Origin of the sequence: Calothrix sp. 336/3 (assembly GCF_000734895.2) — a bacterium.
Classification (GTDB): Bacteria; Cyanobacteriota; Cyanobacteriia; order Cyanobacteriales; family Nostocaceae; genus 336-3.
This window is the reverse complement of sequence record NZ_CP011383.1, coordinates 54,142-68,925: the sequence shown is the minus strand read 5'-3', so window position 1 is coordinate 68,925 and position 14,784 is coordinate 54,142. Positions and strand designations below refer to the sequence as shown.

13 protein-coding genes are annotated in these 14,784 nt (G+C 49.5%); 2 read left to right on the top strand and 11 right to left on the bottom strand.

The window, feature by feature from the left end; all coding sequences use genetic code 11:
- Positions 1 to 59: 59 nt before the first annotated feature.
- A complete protein-coding gene (gene mobQ, locus IJ00_RS27330; RefSeq protein ID WP_052754571.1) occupies positions 60 to 3,032 on the bottom strand; it encodes a MobQ family relaxase in 2,973 nt (990 codons plus the stop codon).
- Positions 3,033 to 3,508: 476 nt separating this feature from the next.
- On the opposite strand from mobQ, the gene IJ00_RS26550 reads away from it, so the two are divergent.
- Both IJ00_RS26550 and IJ00_RS27325 read left to right on the top strand, forming a co-directional pair.
- Positions 3,509 to 4,015 carry a hypothetical protein gene (locus IJ00_RS26550; protein ID WP_035159889.1) on the top strand — a complete coding sequence of 169 codons (507 nt, stop codon included), beginning with the start codon at positions 3,509 to 3,511 and terminating at the stop codon, positions 4,013 to 4,015.
- A gap of 145 nt (positions 4,016 to 4,160) precedes the next feature.
- A complete protein-coding gene (locus IJ00_RS27325) occupies positions 4,161 to 4,820 on the top strand; it encodes a hypothetical protein (protein WP_052754570.1) in 660 nt (219 codons plus the stop codon).
- On the opposite strand, the gene IJ00_RS26540 is transcribed toward IJ00_RS27325, so the two are convergent.
- The 10 genes from IJ00_RS26540 to IJ00_RS28575 all read right to left on the bottom strand — a co-directional run bounded on the left by IJ00_RS26540 (position 4,801) and on the right by IJ00_RS28575 (position 14,215).
- Positions 4,801 to 5,106 carry a hypothetical protein gene (locus tag IJ00_RS26540; RefSeq protein ID WP_035159877.1) on the bottom strand — a complete coding sequence of 102 codons (306 nt, stop codon included), beginning with the start codon at positions 5,104 to 5,106 and terminating at the stop codon, positions 4,801 to 4,803. The two genes, IJ00_RS27325 and IJ00_RS26540, sit on opposite strands and share 20 nt — an antisense overlap.
- A gap of 125 nt (positions 5,107 to 5,231) precedes the next feature.
- A complete protein-coding gene (locus IJ00_RS26535; RefSeq protein WP_035159875.1) occupies positions 5,232 to 5,585 on the bottom strand; it encodes a hypothetical protein in 354 nt (117 codons plus the stop codon).
- Between the two features lie 87 nt (positions 5,586 to 5,672).
- Positions 5,673 to 5,936 carry a hypothetical protein gene (locus IJ00_RS26530; RefSeq protein WP_238178556.1) on the bottom strand — a complete coding sequence of 88 codons (264 nt, stop codon included), beginning with the start codon at positions 5,934 to 5,936 and terminating at the stop codon, positions 5,673 to 5,675.
- Positions 5,923 to 6,603, bottom strand: a complete 681-nt coding sequence (locus IJ00_RS26525; protein ID WP_046815076.1) for a DNA methyltransferase — start codon at positions 6,601 to 6,603, stop codon at positions 5,923 to 5,925. The genes IJ00_RS26530 and IJ00_RS26525 overlap by 14 nt, the downstream gene beginning before the upstream one ends.
- Before the next feature lie 300 nt (positions 6,604 to 6,903).
- A protein-coding gene (locus IJ00_RS28005) for an IS1 family transposase (protein WP_144415958.1) occupies positions 6,904 to 7,595 on the bottom strand; the annotation gives its coding sequence in 2 pieces (ribosomal slippage) (positions 6,904 to 7,271 and positions 7,271 to 7,595; 693 coding nt in all).
- Positions 7,596 to 7,758: 163 nt separating this feature from the next.
- Positions 7,759 to 10,887 (bottom strand): hypothetical protein, encoded by a 3,129-nt coding sequence (locus IJ00_RS26510; protein WP_035159871.1) that lies wholly within the window; start codon positions 10,885 to 10,887, stop codon positions 7,759 to 7,761.
- Between the two features lie 64 nt (positions 10,888 to 10,951).
- Positions 10,952 to 12,406 (bottom strand): protein kinase, encoded by a 1,455-nt coding sequence (locus IJ00_RS27320; RefSeq protein WP_052754569.1) that lies wholly within the window; start codon positions 12,404 to 12,406, stop codon positions 10,952 to 10,954.
- Positions 12,407 to 12,419: 13 nt separating this feature from the next.
- Positions 12,420 to 13,103: a vWA domain-containing protein gene (locus IJ00_RS26500; RefSeq protein ID WP_035159869.1), complete on the bottom strand. Its 684-nt coding sequence runs from the start codon at positions 13,101 to 13,103 to the stop codon at positions 12,420 to 12,422.
- A gap of 288 nt (positions 13,104 to 13,391) precedes the next feature.
- Complete coding sequence (locus tag IJ00_RS30215) at positions 13,392 to 13,604, bottom strand: type II toxin-antitoxin system mRNA interferase toxin, RelE/StbE family (RefSeq protein WP_082127479.1); 213 nt, start codon at positions 13,602 to 13,604, stop codon at positions 13,392 to 13,394.
- A gap of 404 nt (positions 13,605 to 14,008) precedes the next feature.
- On the bottom strand, positions 14,009 to 14,215 hold the full coding sequence (locus IJ00_RS28575) for a hypothetical protein (protein WP_144416137.1): 207 nt from the start codon (positions 14,213 to 14,215) through the stop codon (positions 14,009 to 14,011).
- Between the last annotated feature and the right edge of the window lie 569 nt (positions 14,216 to 14,784).

Below are 14,784 nucleotides of genomic sequence, written 5' to 3'. Positions count from 1 at the left end.
AAATGTAATTTACAAGCATGTGAATATATTTCATGATTGCAAGTAGGAGAGGCTTTTTCTCACCGTTCCCGTTCCTGTTCTGGATGCTGTTGTTTCATCTGCTGGGAGGACGGTGGTGCTTTCTCAGGCTGATGATGCGGTACGGTAGCGATATTCAGCTTCTCGAAGCGATGTTCTCGCAAGAAGGCTTCGCGCTGGGCTTCCGGTAGCTCTTTAGCTTGCACCATGCGGTGCTGATGAAAAGCCGTGATTTTTTGCGTCGTCTTGGGGTGGTTCAACACGGGAGCAATACCACCTGCCAGGTAGGCATGGCGACTTGGTGCATCGGGGAGCGATCGCACAAAGGGACTGTTGTATTCCAAGGTTTTGCCAATCTGTTTCTTGCTAAACCCCGCCATTCGTAGTTTGATAGCCAGTTCCGCATCGGTATGCGGCGTGAGCGCGGCGGCTCCACGGGCACGCACCATGCGCCCTAGCTCCTGGAGATATTCCGCACCACAGGGGTTTTTCCAGGTGCTGGTGTCCTGGGTTAAAGCCCACAAGGCTTTGTTCACCTGCTTTTGCGCTGTCTCGCTGTGCAGCATCTGAGTGATAACATAGCGCACCACGTCACTGTCCATGTTGCCCAGTGGATACGCTGGGATGGCGGCTGGGTCGTAGTTCCGCAACCGGATGGTGGGAGAACCACCCCCTGACGTGCGCCGCGTAAATCTTGGCGCAGCATTGCCAGAGGGGGTTGTTTGCTCTTTACTACTGGTACGTCGGTGTTTTGGCCCAAAGCTACCGGAAGAGGACGACGGTGTTTTCCCCGGTGGCTGCTTCATCGCTCCTGGTGTGTCTGGAGCAGATGCAGCAGGGCGAGATCGGTCTCGGTCTTTGTAATAGTGGCGTTGTTCAGCTTCCCCGCGCTTGTCCTGCACCTTGGCGGATTCCTCCGGCTTTGGTGCCTGGGGTGCAATATCTTGCGATGCTTGCCCAGAAGCACTTCCGGGGCTTCCTGAGTGATGGGGCGGTTGTCGTTCTTGACGCTCTTTCTTGCGTGCCAAGGTCATTAGCACATCGGGGTCACGGCTAATTTTATCGATGGTGCGACGAATGTAATCCTCTTCATGCCCTTTTTTACGGGTTTCCAGGTCGTCGCTGTGGCGCAATGCATATTCCATCGCCGCCAAACTATACCCCCGTTTCGCCATTTTCTTCAGTACCACCCAATCCCGGCGGCTGGGGTCGTGTAAATTATGCCTACGCTCCACGGAGGTGCTGATAGTTTTGAAGGTTTGGAGTGCCTGCCTCAATTCATCGTTACTGGCGCTCTCCCGTAGGAGGTCGGCACGTTTTTCCAAGGCTTGCTGCTGCACGACTCGCTCCTGGGCAAGGACGCTTCGTGCTTGTTCCAGAAACACCCCAGCACGGCTGGCAAGCTGAGATCGGGCATGATGCACCAGTACCCACGGATACTTGCCTGTGTAGACATCCAGATGTTTGTCTTTGCGGTTGGTAAACCCAGCCAGTCGTCCATAGTGCTGATAGCTGGCGCTGGCAGGGTCGCCGCCCGTTTCCTTAGCAAGCAGTTTTGCCAGATGTGTCGCTTCTTCCCGCGTCACGCGATCGCTTATCCGAACCCAAGCTTGGCAGTTCTTGTGGCTAGTTTCCACAAGCAGCGATGGTTCTAAACCCTTGCTACGTAATTCTTCTGCCATTACCGGGTCGAGGTCGTCGATAAGAATTAATCCCTGGCTGTCACCGTTTGCATGGGGCGCAGGGCGCACATAAATATGGCTGCCTTTGGCATTCTCCTGTTTCAGGTAACTGAGAATGGGTGCTTTGTTCGTTTCCGGGTCAAGCTGGAGGAGCTGGTCTTTATGCCAGGTGCGTTCGGTGAAATATCCCTCTTTTTCGTTACTAATGCCAATCTCAAACCAACCATTACCCCCCATCGCTTCTAGCTGGCGCTGTACAGCACGGGTGGTACGGTCAGGATTATCTGGTGGCGGGCGATCGCCCTTGGAAGGCTTCTTCGGTATCTCTTTACGAGGGTGTTTCGCCGCGTCGGTTGGCGTGGGAACGGCGGCAACGGGGGCAGATTCTTGCTGCGTCCTCGTAGCTGTTTTCAGCACTTCCTGGGTGATTTCCTCGTAGTTTACCGTTTTCTGTGCCTGGAGTTCCATAACCTTGCGGGTTGTGTCCTGAAGGGCTTCGGGGACGGGTTTGCGGTTATCCTGCTCGGCGGTGAGTTTCTCCAGTAGCCGTTGTTCTTCTTTACGGATGGCTTCCTCTTCCCGGCGAATCTCTTCCTTGAGGCGGTTCAGTTCCGCAACCTTGGCGTTGAAGTCTATGGCGGAGGTGGTTTCTGTACGTTTTCCGGCGGCAATTTCTTGACGAATGGCTGTAGCCGCCCGCCCTTCGTGAATCCCCGCTACGCGGTCAATACCCTGCGCTTCATAGCTACGGTGATCCACATGGGCATCATAACCATGCTGCTCGAAATGCTTGTTGAGGTGCGCCGCCCATTTCTCCCGCCATTCCTGGTGCTGTTCTTTTTTGTTCCACTGGCGGTTTTTCTTGGTGGCAAACCCCGATGGGTGCATCTCCCGCATGGTAAGGAGGACGTGGGCGTGAGGATTCTCTTTCTTGTCCCCATCAAAGTCGTGAAAGCAGACATCGGCAATCATCCCCTTCGCCACACATTCCCGTTGCAAAAACTGGCGCGTGACCTGGATTTTGTCCTCGTGGGGCAGAAAATTGGGCAAGGACAGAATGAAGTGCCGCGCTACCTGGGAATCGACACGCTTCTCTTGCTGTTCGGCATGATTCCAGAGTTTGCTGCGCTCAAACACCCAAGCTGGGGCATTGGCAGGGGCGAGAATTTCCGTATGATAAACATCCTTCTTGCGGCTGAAATCGTAGCGTGTGCCCGTGCGGTCGTCATACAGCTTCTCTGCCGCATTATACGCAGCAGCAGCCACTGCCGAGTGCCCCTTACCACGGGTGACAATCTTGTTCTCGAAACGGTAATACGCTGCCTGTACCACAAGCCAGCCCTCAAGATTGATATTTTTATTTTATGCCACGCACAGTAGCCGATACACTCCTATCTCCCTGTAATCTGCGGCACATTTGTGGTTCGGGGGTCTGGGGGTCGTCCCCCGGCGCAGTGACATTGCGAACGAAAAGCGCCGTCTAGGCGTTTTTCGCCCTGCTTGCAGGGGCAATGTATAACTGCGCTCTTCGCGCTGGGGCGCTCTCGTAGGAAACCGCACAACGGCATATTTCGCCGCCGCACACGGAAGAATATTAAGGATGCTTTCTCTTTTCTGGGCTGCCTTCTCGCCGTCTCCCAGCTACTCCCTTACCCTACCTCTACCCTACACGCAAAAGTGGCAGTAAAACCACAATGCCGCCTCATTCGGCAGCGAGATAGAATGAAATTATCTAAAGTCCTTTGTCCTATTTAGGATTATTAGGCATAATTTTTACAAAAACAAGACCTTTTTTGGAGGACGGCACTATGTCCGAATCCCTGGAAAGACGACGGCAACGCCTGGAAACCTTGCAACAAAAGACTAAGAAGCTCGAACAGGATATTAAAACCGCCGATCGGAAATTGGAAAGCCGCAAGCTGATTATCTTGGGGCGTTACCTGGAGCAACTCCTTGCTCGCAACATTTTAGATAAACGGGTTTATGAGGAGAATCTGGAAAAGTTTCTCACCCGCAATGTGGATCGGGAACTGTTTGGCTATCCGCCCTTACCAGAAGAGGAACAGCCGCCCAAAAAACGCACCAAAAAACCAGATAACACCAAGCCAGCACCAACCACAACCACCGCAGATACTGGGGCGCAAAACATCCCTGCCCCCTTAGAAACACCAAAGCCAGCACAGACAGCCGCCCCACCGACAAACAAGGGGGCAAACAAGGGAACGGACAAGCGGAAGAAACAAGAGGAGAACAAGGGGCACAAATTACCGGAACACCAAAAACAAGATGAACTTGCGGCGGCTTTTGATTTGTAGGGAGAATTATTGTTGATTGTGTACAGGTAAGTATATTTACTTTTATCTTGTTTTTATATTTATGCCCTGCTACTGAGGGTTTAACTATAACAACAAGGCAGGCTGTAGCACCTGACCTGGCGCACATTTTCGAGGAGGGCACACTATGACGGATACCGAAACACAAGAAGCCGAAACACTCCTTACGGAAACCGCGCCCCCTCATGCCCCCATCAGTCCGAACCTGGAATTGTGGGTTAGCTATGACCAAGCCTTTGAGTATTTCAACGAGCAGCTTTTTAATGCCAGCCTTCCCCCCTGCATCCTCACTTTTAACGCCAAGGGGCGTTCTTGGGGGTATTTCAAAAGGGGGACTTGGGCACGGTTAGGCGAAAAAAACCTACATGAAATCTGCCTCAATCCCTGGCTGTTAACGTTGGATGATGATCTAATCTTTCAAATGCTGGTGCGCTGTATGGTGAATTTGTGGGAACATACCCACGGTGAACCCTCGAAAATTGAGCGTTATTGCAGTGTGGAATTTACTAAAAAAATGGCGGAAATTGGCTTGCCGTGTGAGGAGGCGTGCGGGTTGAATCTCAAGCATAAAGTGGACGAACAGGGTAGATATGCCGCTATTCGCCCTGATGCGGTGAGCCACTTTTTTCCCCTCAAAAACCAGGTGCAGCTTGAAAAACCCCGCAAGACGCGCATTAAGTACGAATGTCCCGCCTGCGGCTTTTCAGCAATGGCAAGCAGTGGCGGCAAGCTGTTCTGTCACACGGAAGGCTGTAACGTGGAGATGGTCAAGCAGTTGGAACATTAACTGGGGATTTGGTTGGGGTTGTGGCGCTTCCGCTCTCATATAAACGCCGTTGCCATGCCGCATCGGTGGGCGCATCAATCACCCCAAGGCGGTGAAAAATCTCTAACTGAAAATCCCGCGCCCCCCGGCATAAATGGGTTTCCTGTTTACCCGATAATTGGGGATGATGGCATATCTGCGATGCTTCCGATACAACACGCTGCATCACGCGCTTTGTGACATCTGGGCACACATACTGCCCCCGTTCATCGGTGCGAAAAGGACAGGTGGCGCATTTCGCTTTCATTACCGGGTATGTGAGACTCTTTTTTCCGGTGTTGTTCGGCGGCTGGCGCTTATTGGTCATGATGTCGCGTCCTATGGGTCGAACATACGGCAAATAGTACAACCATTTGCCGCACGCCGTTTTGTTTACATTAAGGTTTGGGCTTTGGCGATCGCCGCTCTGGCGGCTTCAAAATACCCGCTCCAGTCTTCATAGGTTGTGCGGCCTTTGAAACCATATAATTCGGCAAAGTCTAAAAGGTCGCTCAAGGCTTCCAGCAACTCCTGATTAACATCTTGCAGGGTCTGCATCGTGGCGATCGCTTTTGGCTGGCGAGCGGCGCGTTTACCTGCGTCAAAGGCTTCTCGCAAAGCGGATTTAAGGCTAAAAACGCCTACCTCGCGAAAATCTAAGTCCCCGCTCATCCGGGTTTCCAGGGTTTCAAAGGGAAGATGCTTTTTAGCAATCTCGGTAAGGATGCGATCGGTATTTTTGGTCATGGGGTTTACTCCTGCTTGATTGGGCTTTGGGAAATTCCGCCTTGGGGATGCTGCCCAAGTTTAAGCAGCACCCCGCAGAACGGCGGGTTATTCACACGAAAACCAGCGCATCACGGTAACAAGCAGATGCTCAAAGTTACCGTTGGTGGCTTCCTTACGGAAGGCTTCTAGCTCTTCGGTGGGTAATCCGGCGGCTCTGGCGGCACGCTGGCACAATCCCAGAATCATAAAGGCGTTTCCGTCTTTGCCTGTAAGCCGTACCGTGATGTGGGGATGTTTGGGAAAAGTGGTGTCCATTGTTTGTCTCCGTTGGGTTTGAGGTGGGGGTCGTGTCTCGTTAAGCGTCGGCAAACAGCCGTTTTTTGGCGATGCCGTAATAGGCTGGGTCTTTTTCGATGGCGAAAAAAGCACGTCCTTTGCTTCTGGCGGCTACCGCCGTGGAGGCAGAACCAGAGAAGGGGTCTAAAACTAAGGCACCGGGGACGGTGTAGGCTTCAATCAGTGCCCCTAACGGCTCTACGGGTTTTTGGGTGGGGTGCAGTTTGTTCCCAGTGTATTTCCCCCAGGGCATGACATCGCGGGGGGCTTTCTGCGGTCGGTCGGGGTTGCCCTTAATCAGCAAATAGGCGTTCTCATGGGCAAACTGGGTAAAGGACTGACTGGAGGCATAGTGCTTGATAAAGGTGAAGTGTCCCACGGGGCGAAAACCCACCCGCTTCCAGGCATCCATGAAGCGATCCACCTTGTGCCAGCCGTAAAAACTGATGCAAAAGCTGTTATCCTTCAGTACCCGGTGCATCTCCTCAAAGGCGGGCAATAACCAGCGATCGTTATCGTCATTCATGATGCTGCGCCCGTCGCGGGATTGGTATTTCACCAGATAAGGGGGGTCGGTGAGGATAAAATCCATACTTCCCGTGGGCAGGGATTGCATGACCTCGATGCAATCTCCGTGGATTAAGCGATTCGCCAGCTTGCCAACGTCACCGCAAGCGTTTTGTATGGGGTGGGGTTTCATGGTGTCCGTTCCTTTCCTATCTCCAGCAGCGCGCTGCTGCTTTTGTGAAAGCCAGACAGCGGAAAGGACGTTTTCAAGGTTGGGCGCGGGGGAGGGTTCCCGGCTGCACGAAACGAAGCGAAAGCGCAGCGCAGCGAAGGGGAGGAAGCTGGGATACCCCGCCGCCCACCCGCAAGGGCTTGACCTTGAAAATGTCCCCGCGTCTGGCAAACACAAACCCAAAAACCAACGCGCAGCGGCCATAATGAAAAGCCGCCACTCTTCATAAAAAATTCTGGCGTTGCATAATCGCGGTATGAATCATTGAGGAATCGGAACATCCCAAAATCGGAGATAATAAAGTAACAATCGAATTGAATACCTCAGCATTTGTACTGATTTGGAATAACATAGCGTTTTACGATGCAATCGAGCGAGATAGTGGCGCAGTCGGGTGTTTTCCCCCTCAACTCGTGTCATGTAAGTCTTGCTAACAATCTGGTCGCCTTCAGGAATAAAGCCTGGATAGACCAACCATCCATCCGTGACATAAAAATAGCATTGCCAAGTACCCACAATATCCCATAACGGTCGAAAAGTCTCGGCGCTATGGTCGCCCAAAACCCACGCTAAAATACCTTGTTTGAAGTGATTTACTGCTGTCCAAAGCCAGATTTTGTTTTTTTTGAGCCGACGAAAGTTTCTAGCTCATCAAGTTCGCCAACTTCTGGAATTGTCTCTGGATCATAGGTCTCAGGTAGCAGTTCTCCCACAAGTTTTACCCAAGTAATCAATGTTGTGTGATGAACGCCTTTGACCCGTTCGATGGCGCGAAATCCCATACCATTAACGTACATTTTTAGGCATTCCCGCTTCACTTCATCACTGTATCCCTGGGGCGGTTCATAGCGATCAATGAATTGGCGATTACAATCACAACAAATGTGATTTTGTTTACCTCTTTTCTTGCCATTTTTACGGGTGTGAGACGACCCACAACGTGGACATTCCATCAAGTTACACCTCAATTCATACTGCCATTATGCAACGCCAAAATTCTTATTTACTTGGCTAAAAATTGTCTTTATTTTTTAATTTCTACTAAGGAGGCACCAATGAAACAATTATGAGTCCGTCACCTCGCAATACCCTCTTTTAACGATAGCTCCCTACCTTCTAGTATCCTTTGCGCTCAGAGGAATACCCGGATAGGTATGCGGCAACATCCTCCACCTCATTGCCCAGTGCAGGAGGCAATAGCGTGCGGTTTTTGATAACCTGTGCCGTTGCGGTGATGGTGTGTTGTGCGACTTTCGCAAACCGTTGCAGCATATTTTTAAAATCGGTTGGTGCGTCCTTAACCGCTTTTGCAACGGTGCGGCCCATATCTCCTGGACTGTGGAGGAGGCGTTCCACCAGGGGACTATCTTTTCGCTCTTCTAAAATCCCCAAGGTATCCGCTTTGGTCATTAAATGGTCATAGGTGCGCTTGCCAAGGCTGTAGGCGGTAATGGCGGCCCCTACCACCGGAACCGCATGGGCGAGCGCCATTCGTGTCGCCATTTGAGAAACACCTGTCCCCATCGTTAGCGCTATGTGGGATAACGATGGTGCTGGTACTGGCAGCATGGCTAATCCTGTGCCGCTTGTTGTGGCAGGTTGTAACCCAGGAACGGCTGTCGTGGCTTGTAAAGAGTGCGCCAATTTTTGCCGAACCTCTTGTAAGGCTGCTCCCTGCCCTGCCCACTGTTGGCGTAGTTGTTCATAAATACCATCACCCGGTACGGATTGGATAGCGGTATCAAAACGCCGATAAGTCGTTTCCGTATCTAGTCCCAAGAGTTGGTCAACCTTGCCATACTGCTGGGCGGCGTGCTGCGCGATGTACGTTTGTGCATCCGCATAGCTGGCGAACTGCTCTGACAGTCCATACCGTGCAAACGTTTGATTGATAAACGCCAGGGTAGCGCTCTCATCTCCTGGTGTATAACCAGCGATCGCCACGCCCCCACAATCGCGAAGCGCTCGCATCTGACTATCGGCCAGCATTCCAGCAACTTTCTCTTGACCGTCAATATACTGTCCGAGCACCTGGTGCAGCTTGTGCGCCGCTTCTGGGTTATGCCGCGCCAGCGTCTCTGTCCAATTCTCTGGCAAGTTCTGCATTGCCGCCAGCGAGCGCTCGCTGAGAACACCATTCGCCATATCACGGGAGATCGGCTCCACCCAGGCTGGTGGCCGTATGCTGTTGGGAATATTTGTATCCGGTGGGGGTACTCCCGTATGGTTTGTGTCCGGTGCGGAATGCTCGTACTGGCTGGCTAGCATATAGGTCCCAAAACCTAACCCCACGATGCCAGCCGTCACCGCAGCCGCTTTCCAAAAAGTACTGCTTTTCCACCAAGGTGTCCGGCTTATGGGAGGCGGAACAGCAACGGTAGAAGGAGGAACAGAAGAAACAGAATTACTTGTCGATGTTGTCGTGCTGTCTGTCCCAAAACCCCCAGCAGGCGCGGGCGCGGCGGAAGGGAGCGGTAACGGCGGAGGTAATGGTGGCGCGGATAAAACCGAGTCTGGGAAAAAAAAACCGGGTGGATTGGGGCGTATTGACGATGCATCCGTCGCAACCGTCAACGCATTCGTTAAGGTTGCGCCCTCTAGCAGATGATCGTACTGCTCACAGGAGGCGCGAAGTTCCGCGAAAGCCGCCCTGGTCTCCGCATACAGGGCTTCATCAACCGATAGCAGTTCTTTCGGAACAGTGTGTGTCGCCACCATCTTTGCTAAATCGGTAAGGGTCGCCGCTTTAGCCGGAAGGTCGGCAGAAGGCAATTCCCCACGGTATGTAAAATCATCCCCAATCTTTGCTAAACGGCGTTCGTTCTCCTGGTCGCTGTCACGACGCAAATGCTCAGGGTCAAAACCTAACAACCGTGCAAGAGGTCGTACCACCTGTCCTACTTGCTCACAAATTGTCTGCCATAAACTGGGGGACGGCATTACAGCAGATGGTATAGACGATGTTTCTTCCGCCAATGTGCTGCTCCCTTCGGGAGATTCGGTCGCTGTTTCCTCCGTCACTTTCGTTTCCGAGACCACTTCCATCGTCACCGGAGACGCAGGCGGTTCCGTAATGGATGCAGGAAGAACATCGGGAACCACAACAGGAGAGAGAGAAATATCGCGAGAGTCCTTAGCGCTCTCGAACACCATGTCGCTAAACAACATCTCCGTGTAGGTATCACGAATATGCTCTTCCCAGATTTTTTGGGTATGTTCCATTCTTTTGGTACGCGCTTCGGCATCGTTGCACCCTTGCGCCACAAAATCTGGCGCGGCGAGACCACGCACAAAGTTGATGCGTTCCTGAAATTGTTTCTGCATATCGGCAAAATCGTTGAACCCCACGGGCTGCATCACGATGCTCACGGCATCGTCGCTAAACGCCGTCTTTTTGTTCGTTTCAAAAAAACGCGCCGGAGCTTCTCGAAAGTCTTCTGCGGATGTTGCGGCTTCAATAAAATCTAAATATCGCTCTTCCTCATCCTGCGGGGCAACCATCGAGGAGTATGCACCATCGGTACACACAATAAAAATTCCAGGCTCTCGGATAATTTCTTCCTTGAAGTTGATGGCATAGATGTTGTCATCCCAGGGCATTCTTACCTTTTTTTCGGCAAAGCTATGTCCTGTACTATCCGATCTATAGATGTCCTCTACGGTGTATGTCTCTTTTGTCGGACGGACAGGACGTGTTGCCGCGTTAAACGGAAAATCCTTGCTGATAGGTGGGCGTGTTTTATCTGTGATTGGCCTTATACTTTTCCGCCAACTGTCATCGAGGGTCAGCGCCTGTAATCCCTTGCTCGGACTTAAAAAATAGACCCGTGAATCCCCCGCCCAAGACAATTGCGTGCGATAGCTGCCATCGTTTTGTGGCAGAATATTGGCGAGCGCAATCGTCGTGACGCATCTGTATTTTTTGTCTGTTAAAGGTCTTGTCCCTGCTTGTTCCTCCGTTTTCAACCTCTGTGCCTCTGCCAAAAGGCGGGCGTTCGCCTGCTGTTCAAAGGTCAGCATTTTTTCTCTGGTCAGCACCGTGTCACGGTTTTGTTGTAAAAATTTGTTGGTAAAGTTAGAAATAATCGCCGATGCAATCTCTCCGTAAGCGGCATCTCCCCCTAACCCATCGAACACGGCAAGCCCAATGCTGTTGTCACCACGCACACACACAGGTACGCCGTCTTCACCTTCATCTAGGGTTTTTTCTACCAACACTACTGCGCGTAAGTCGTCGTTTATCATGGTTTTGAGCTACTTCCCCTACCATAAACAACAAGTTTTTTTATTTAAACTAAATTTTTATATATCATCTACTTTTCTCTGGTGGCGGTACGTCGGCTGGTAAAAGTGGCGGCTCTGTAGGCTCACCAAGGACGGACTCTCCCAACGGTCTTCTTTCTTCTATCACTTCCCTTTGTACTTTGAAACCAAAAGATAAAGGAAAGAAAGGCAGTGTACTAAAAGCCCACAAGACACTCGGCACAACCCATACGGACAATATCACGCTTAAATTAGTGTAAAAATGCAGCTTTTCTTCCAAGAAATTTATGTATTTATCGTCATCGTTCAAATTTTCTCTTAGCTTTACGATGTTTTTTTCTTGTGCTTTCTTTAATTCTTCATTATTTGAATACAATTTTTTATATTTTTCCAAAAATTTTTGTTGCTCTTTGTATTTGAGTTGCAGGCTCTCATATTGATTTTCAATTAAAATTAATTCTTCAATTTCTTCATTGAGTTTTTGATTATCCTCCTCCAGGATGCGATTGTCTCGGTAAGCTTCTTGAAGCTTATAGCCCATATGTTCCGATTCAATCAACGCTATAATTTTTTTCAAAATGGCTAACACCTCTTTCAGAGATGTTCTTGCCGAAACATCAAAAGACAACATATTACTGATCAGAGAAGTAAACATACCATTTACTTCGCGCTGATAGGTGCTGGCGCTATTTCTTCCCCAAAGGTCGATATCTTCAAGAATCCATCTTTTTTTACAGTTTTCTGTTGCCCACTGATAAAATTCTTTACCATAGGTTGCCAGAACAGGATGTCCCGTACAATACTCGAAGAACACCACACCCAATGAAAAAATATCCGCTTTCTGTGTCAGCGTTGACGCTAATGTATTGGTGACAATACGCTCGGCGACTTCCGGAGAGTAATAACTCATATCACCGACGAGTTCCGCTCCTTTGATGTCTTCCAGGCAAAAAATGCTGTTATCAAAGTCAATAAGATATGCCTGGGGTCGTTCGAGGTTTGTCCCATGTATTAAGATATTTTGTGGCTTAATATCGAGATGAATCAAGCCACAGTCATGAAACATGGTAAGAGCTGTGGCTGCGGCCTGCATGACATGAAGTTTTGCGAAAGCGGATGCAGCGTGTATCTGCTCGACAGTGGCAATAGGCGCTATTTTGGGGCAGATTTTATAGTAATGTCTGTTACTCTCATCGCCAAAGGCAAAAAAATCCACAAAGGTAACGGCAGCAGAACAATCACGCAACGTGTTGTTCAGGCGTTGCTGTCGCTCTTCAAATACCGCACAAGCGCTACGACGCTGCCGCTTTACGTCTTCGCTGCCAAGCGCTTTTATCCCTGGATTAACCGGAGACAAATACCGCTTGGCGAAGTATTCTGCCCCCTCTCCTTCGACAAAACCCCATTGCGAGGTTCCCGCATCTTTTGAAGAAAAATCCGTCCGCACACGATAGCTCGCGCCGGAAGGATTTCGTAGCTCGTCCCCCTTCCTGAGAACCATAATGCTCCTGAATTTACGTAATACTATTGGTGATACCTTCGACAAGATCGCTCAAAGTTTGTTCGTCTAATCCGCTTCCAGCATGAGATTTGTGGTGTTGGGTGCAATCCCATGCCCCCTCGAAAATATTCCAAGGTGGTACGTCTGGCGCAAAAATGGTCAGCCGTTTTGCTGTGTTTCGCATCTCCGCAAACCACATATCTGTTAACTCATTCAAATCCTTGGGCATATCCTTTGGGTAAGAAGGAGGTTTGCCCGGATGTTCCAAAGGGTGAGCGCTGGCATCGGTGAAAACGACAATAGAATGCCGACATTTTTGAAAACCTTGTCCTTGTTCCCACGATGAACGAATTGCCAATGCCAAGGCTTCCAAGCCATTTTCCGGCTCGTCACCACCGCCTCCTGCCTGCAACATACTCACAAACTCGACCAGTTTTCCTTCCTCTTCCGGCATTTTCCAGAAGGGCGTAGCCACGATAGCGTTCTCTTCCTTGTCGTAATAATCTCGAAACACAATCAATCGCACCCGCAACTGATCCACTGTTTTGCCTTTTGCACGCATTTCTCTAGAAATTCTCTCGTGAAACCCCATCGCCAGTTTTTTCGTGTCTTCAATAAACGGCCCCATAGACGCAGTTGTATCAATTACCAATACGATATCCGCAGCGTACAAAACCTTTGATGCGATGTCTGTCATATGTCTTTCTCCTTGCGATATAATTCAGGTCAAATCTTTTGCTGTTTACGACTTCAAAAATTGCTATCTGGCGCAGCCAAATATTAGACAGTCATTTCTTATGAAAAATATTTACAAATCAAAGCGATGCAAATAATAAACAAACGTTTGTTTATTTATTTATCAAATAAAGAACATTCTTGACTGACACGATACCGAGCCGCAGCGTGCCGTTATTCTCTATTAGCCGAATAGCTCTTGATGCGAGCCAGTACGAATAAGGTGGATATAGTCAATATCTTCATAGCTTCATACCAGGAGCCAGTCGAAGGCTAGGTGACACTCATAAAATCCCGCATAGCTTGCATGACGTAAGCGATGTGGACGGTACGATGCGGGCAATGATTCGCCGTGACGCAACATTGTCAGCGTCTTGAGCAGGCGGTTCAGGTCATGCCTTTTTCGTTTGAGGCGTTCAAGATCGCGCTGGTAGCCGCGTGAAATTTTCAGATGGTAGCGCATGAATTCATTCTCCCGGAAGAATAATTAGATGTGAGGTATTGCGGGAGTTTTATTGGCGGTTTTCTTGAGAAAATGCCTCCAAACGGCAGAATATGGGAAACTGTAACTAATTTTACAGTTTTAGAAAATTTTCCCCCATTTTCTCGGATTATGAGGCATAATAATAGGGAGGGGAGTGTACCCCTGTAAACAACAACCAGAACCGCTAAATACTTGGCTCCCTTTGGGGTCATTTTTGATGTGTTTTTCGGAAATAGATAAACTCTCTTCGGCAAGAGTTTGTCTCTGTGAGGGCAGCAGCAAAATTGCTGTCTATATCTCTCATGTCTTTTATTAATGTAGCACTTTATTCTTGACGTGCGATGTTTTTTTATGCGTTTTTACTTAAAGATGGATGTTCTTCCTCAAAAGAAGTAGAACTTCTTTTCTTTAAGCGGCGACGCGCAAGAAGATGATGACCCAAGCCCCATGAACTGGGCCAGGGTATTTGTCATGGGATTTTCCCCTGCTGCCATTCCAGCTTTAAAAGCGGCATGGTGGGAGTATAACAGCAGTGCGATGATGAAAGTGAGAGTAATAAAACGGGCAATGGTTCGGAAGGGATGAAACATGAATAATCCCCCTCGGATGGTAGATAGTTATACGATTCTTCAGAATTCTCAAATTCGACATTCCAGAAGTATTGTCCTTACGTATCAGGTTAACCCGTGTGGCGAGGCTGGCTTGCAGCACAGATTTTACCGGACTAAAATAGGCACGACAAGAGACGCAGCCCACAGGTCACCCTTGATTGAAAAGGCAATACATTCTTGAGTTTAGGGCAACAATTTTTCATGTTGCCGTCAACGCCAATCTTCAAAAATTTCAGCCACACAAGACAGCGAACTTTTTGAAATATTGATTAGCATTTGACAACATATTTGCTTGCTTTCCTGGGTTACGAGGCAATAGCAACGAGATAGCTTGCACGAGATTATATATATTTCAACGTGCGTTTATAGACTATCTCGCTCGGTTCAAGATGAAAGCTTCTTTATCCGCATAAGGCGGAATTCACCGCGAAATTTTCTATACTATCCCCCGTTCCGTTCAGTATTGTTTTCAATTTTGAACAGATTCACCTTAGTAATTCGATTGTTTGTTTACTTCGATTATAGAGGTTTTAGTGAAAATACGTTCT

Excerpts from the sequence above, each read along its gene's own strand:
- IJ00_RS26500 (WP_035159869.1), bottom strand. The coding sequence starts at position 13,103 with ATGACAGACATCGCATCAAAGGTTTTGTACGCTGCGGATATCGTATTG.
- IJ00_RS26535 (WP_035159875.1), bottom strand. The coding sequence starts at position 5,585 with ATGACCAAAAATACCGATCGCATCCTTACCGAGATTGCTAAAAAGCAT.
- IJ00_RS26510 (WP_035159871.1), bottom strand. The coding sequence starts at position 10,887 with ATGATAAACGACGACTTACGCGCAGTAGTGTTGGTAGAAAAAACCCTA.
- IJ00_RS30215 (WP_082127479.1), bottom strand. The coding sequence starts at position 13,604 with ATGCGCTACCATCTGAAAATTTCACGCGGCTACCAGCGCGATCTTGAA.
- IJ00_RS27320 (WP_052754569.1), bottom strand. The coding sequence starts at position 12,406 with ATGGTTCTCAGGAAGGGGGACGAGCTACGAAATCCTTCCGGCGCGAGC.
- IJ00_RS26525 (WP_046815076.1), bottom strand. The coding sequence starts at position 6,603 with ATGAAACCCCACCCCATACAAAACGCTTGCGGTGACGTTGGCAAGCTG.
- IJ00_RS27325 (WP_052754570.1), top strand. The coding sequence starts at position 4,161 with ATGACGGATACCGAAACACAAGAAGCCGAAACACTCCTTACGGAAACC.
- IJ00_RS28575 (WP_144416137.1), bottom strand. The coding sequence starts at position 14,215 with ATGTTTCATCCCTTCCGAACCATTGCCCGTTTTATTACTCTCACTTTC.
- IJ00_RS26550 (WP_035159889.1), top strand. The coding sequence starts at position 3,509 with ATGTCCGAATCCCTGGAAAGACGACGGCAACGCCTGGAAACCTTGCAA.
- IJ00_RS26540 (WP_035159877.1), bottom strand. The coding sequence starts at position 5,106 with ATGAAAGCGAAATGCGCCACCTGTCCTTTTCGCACCGATGAACGGGGG.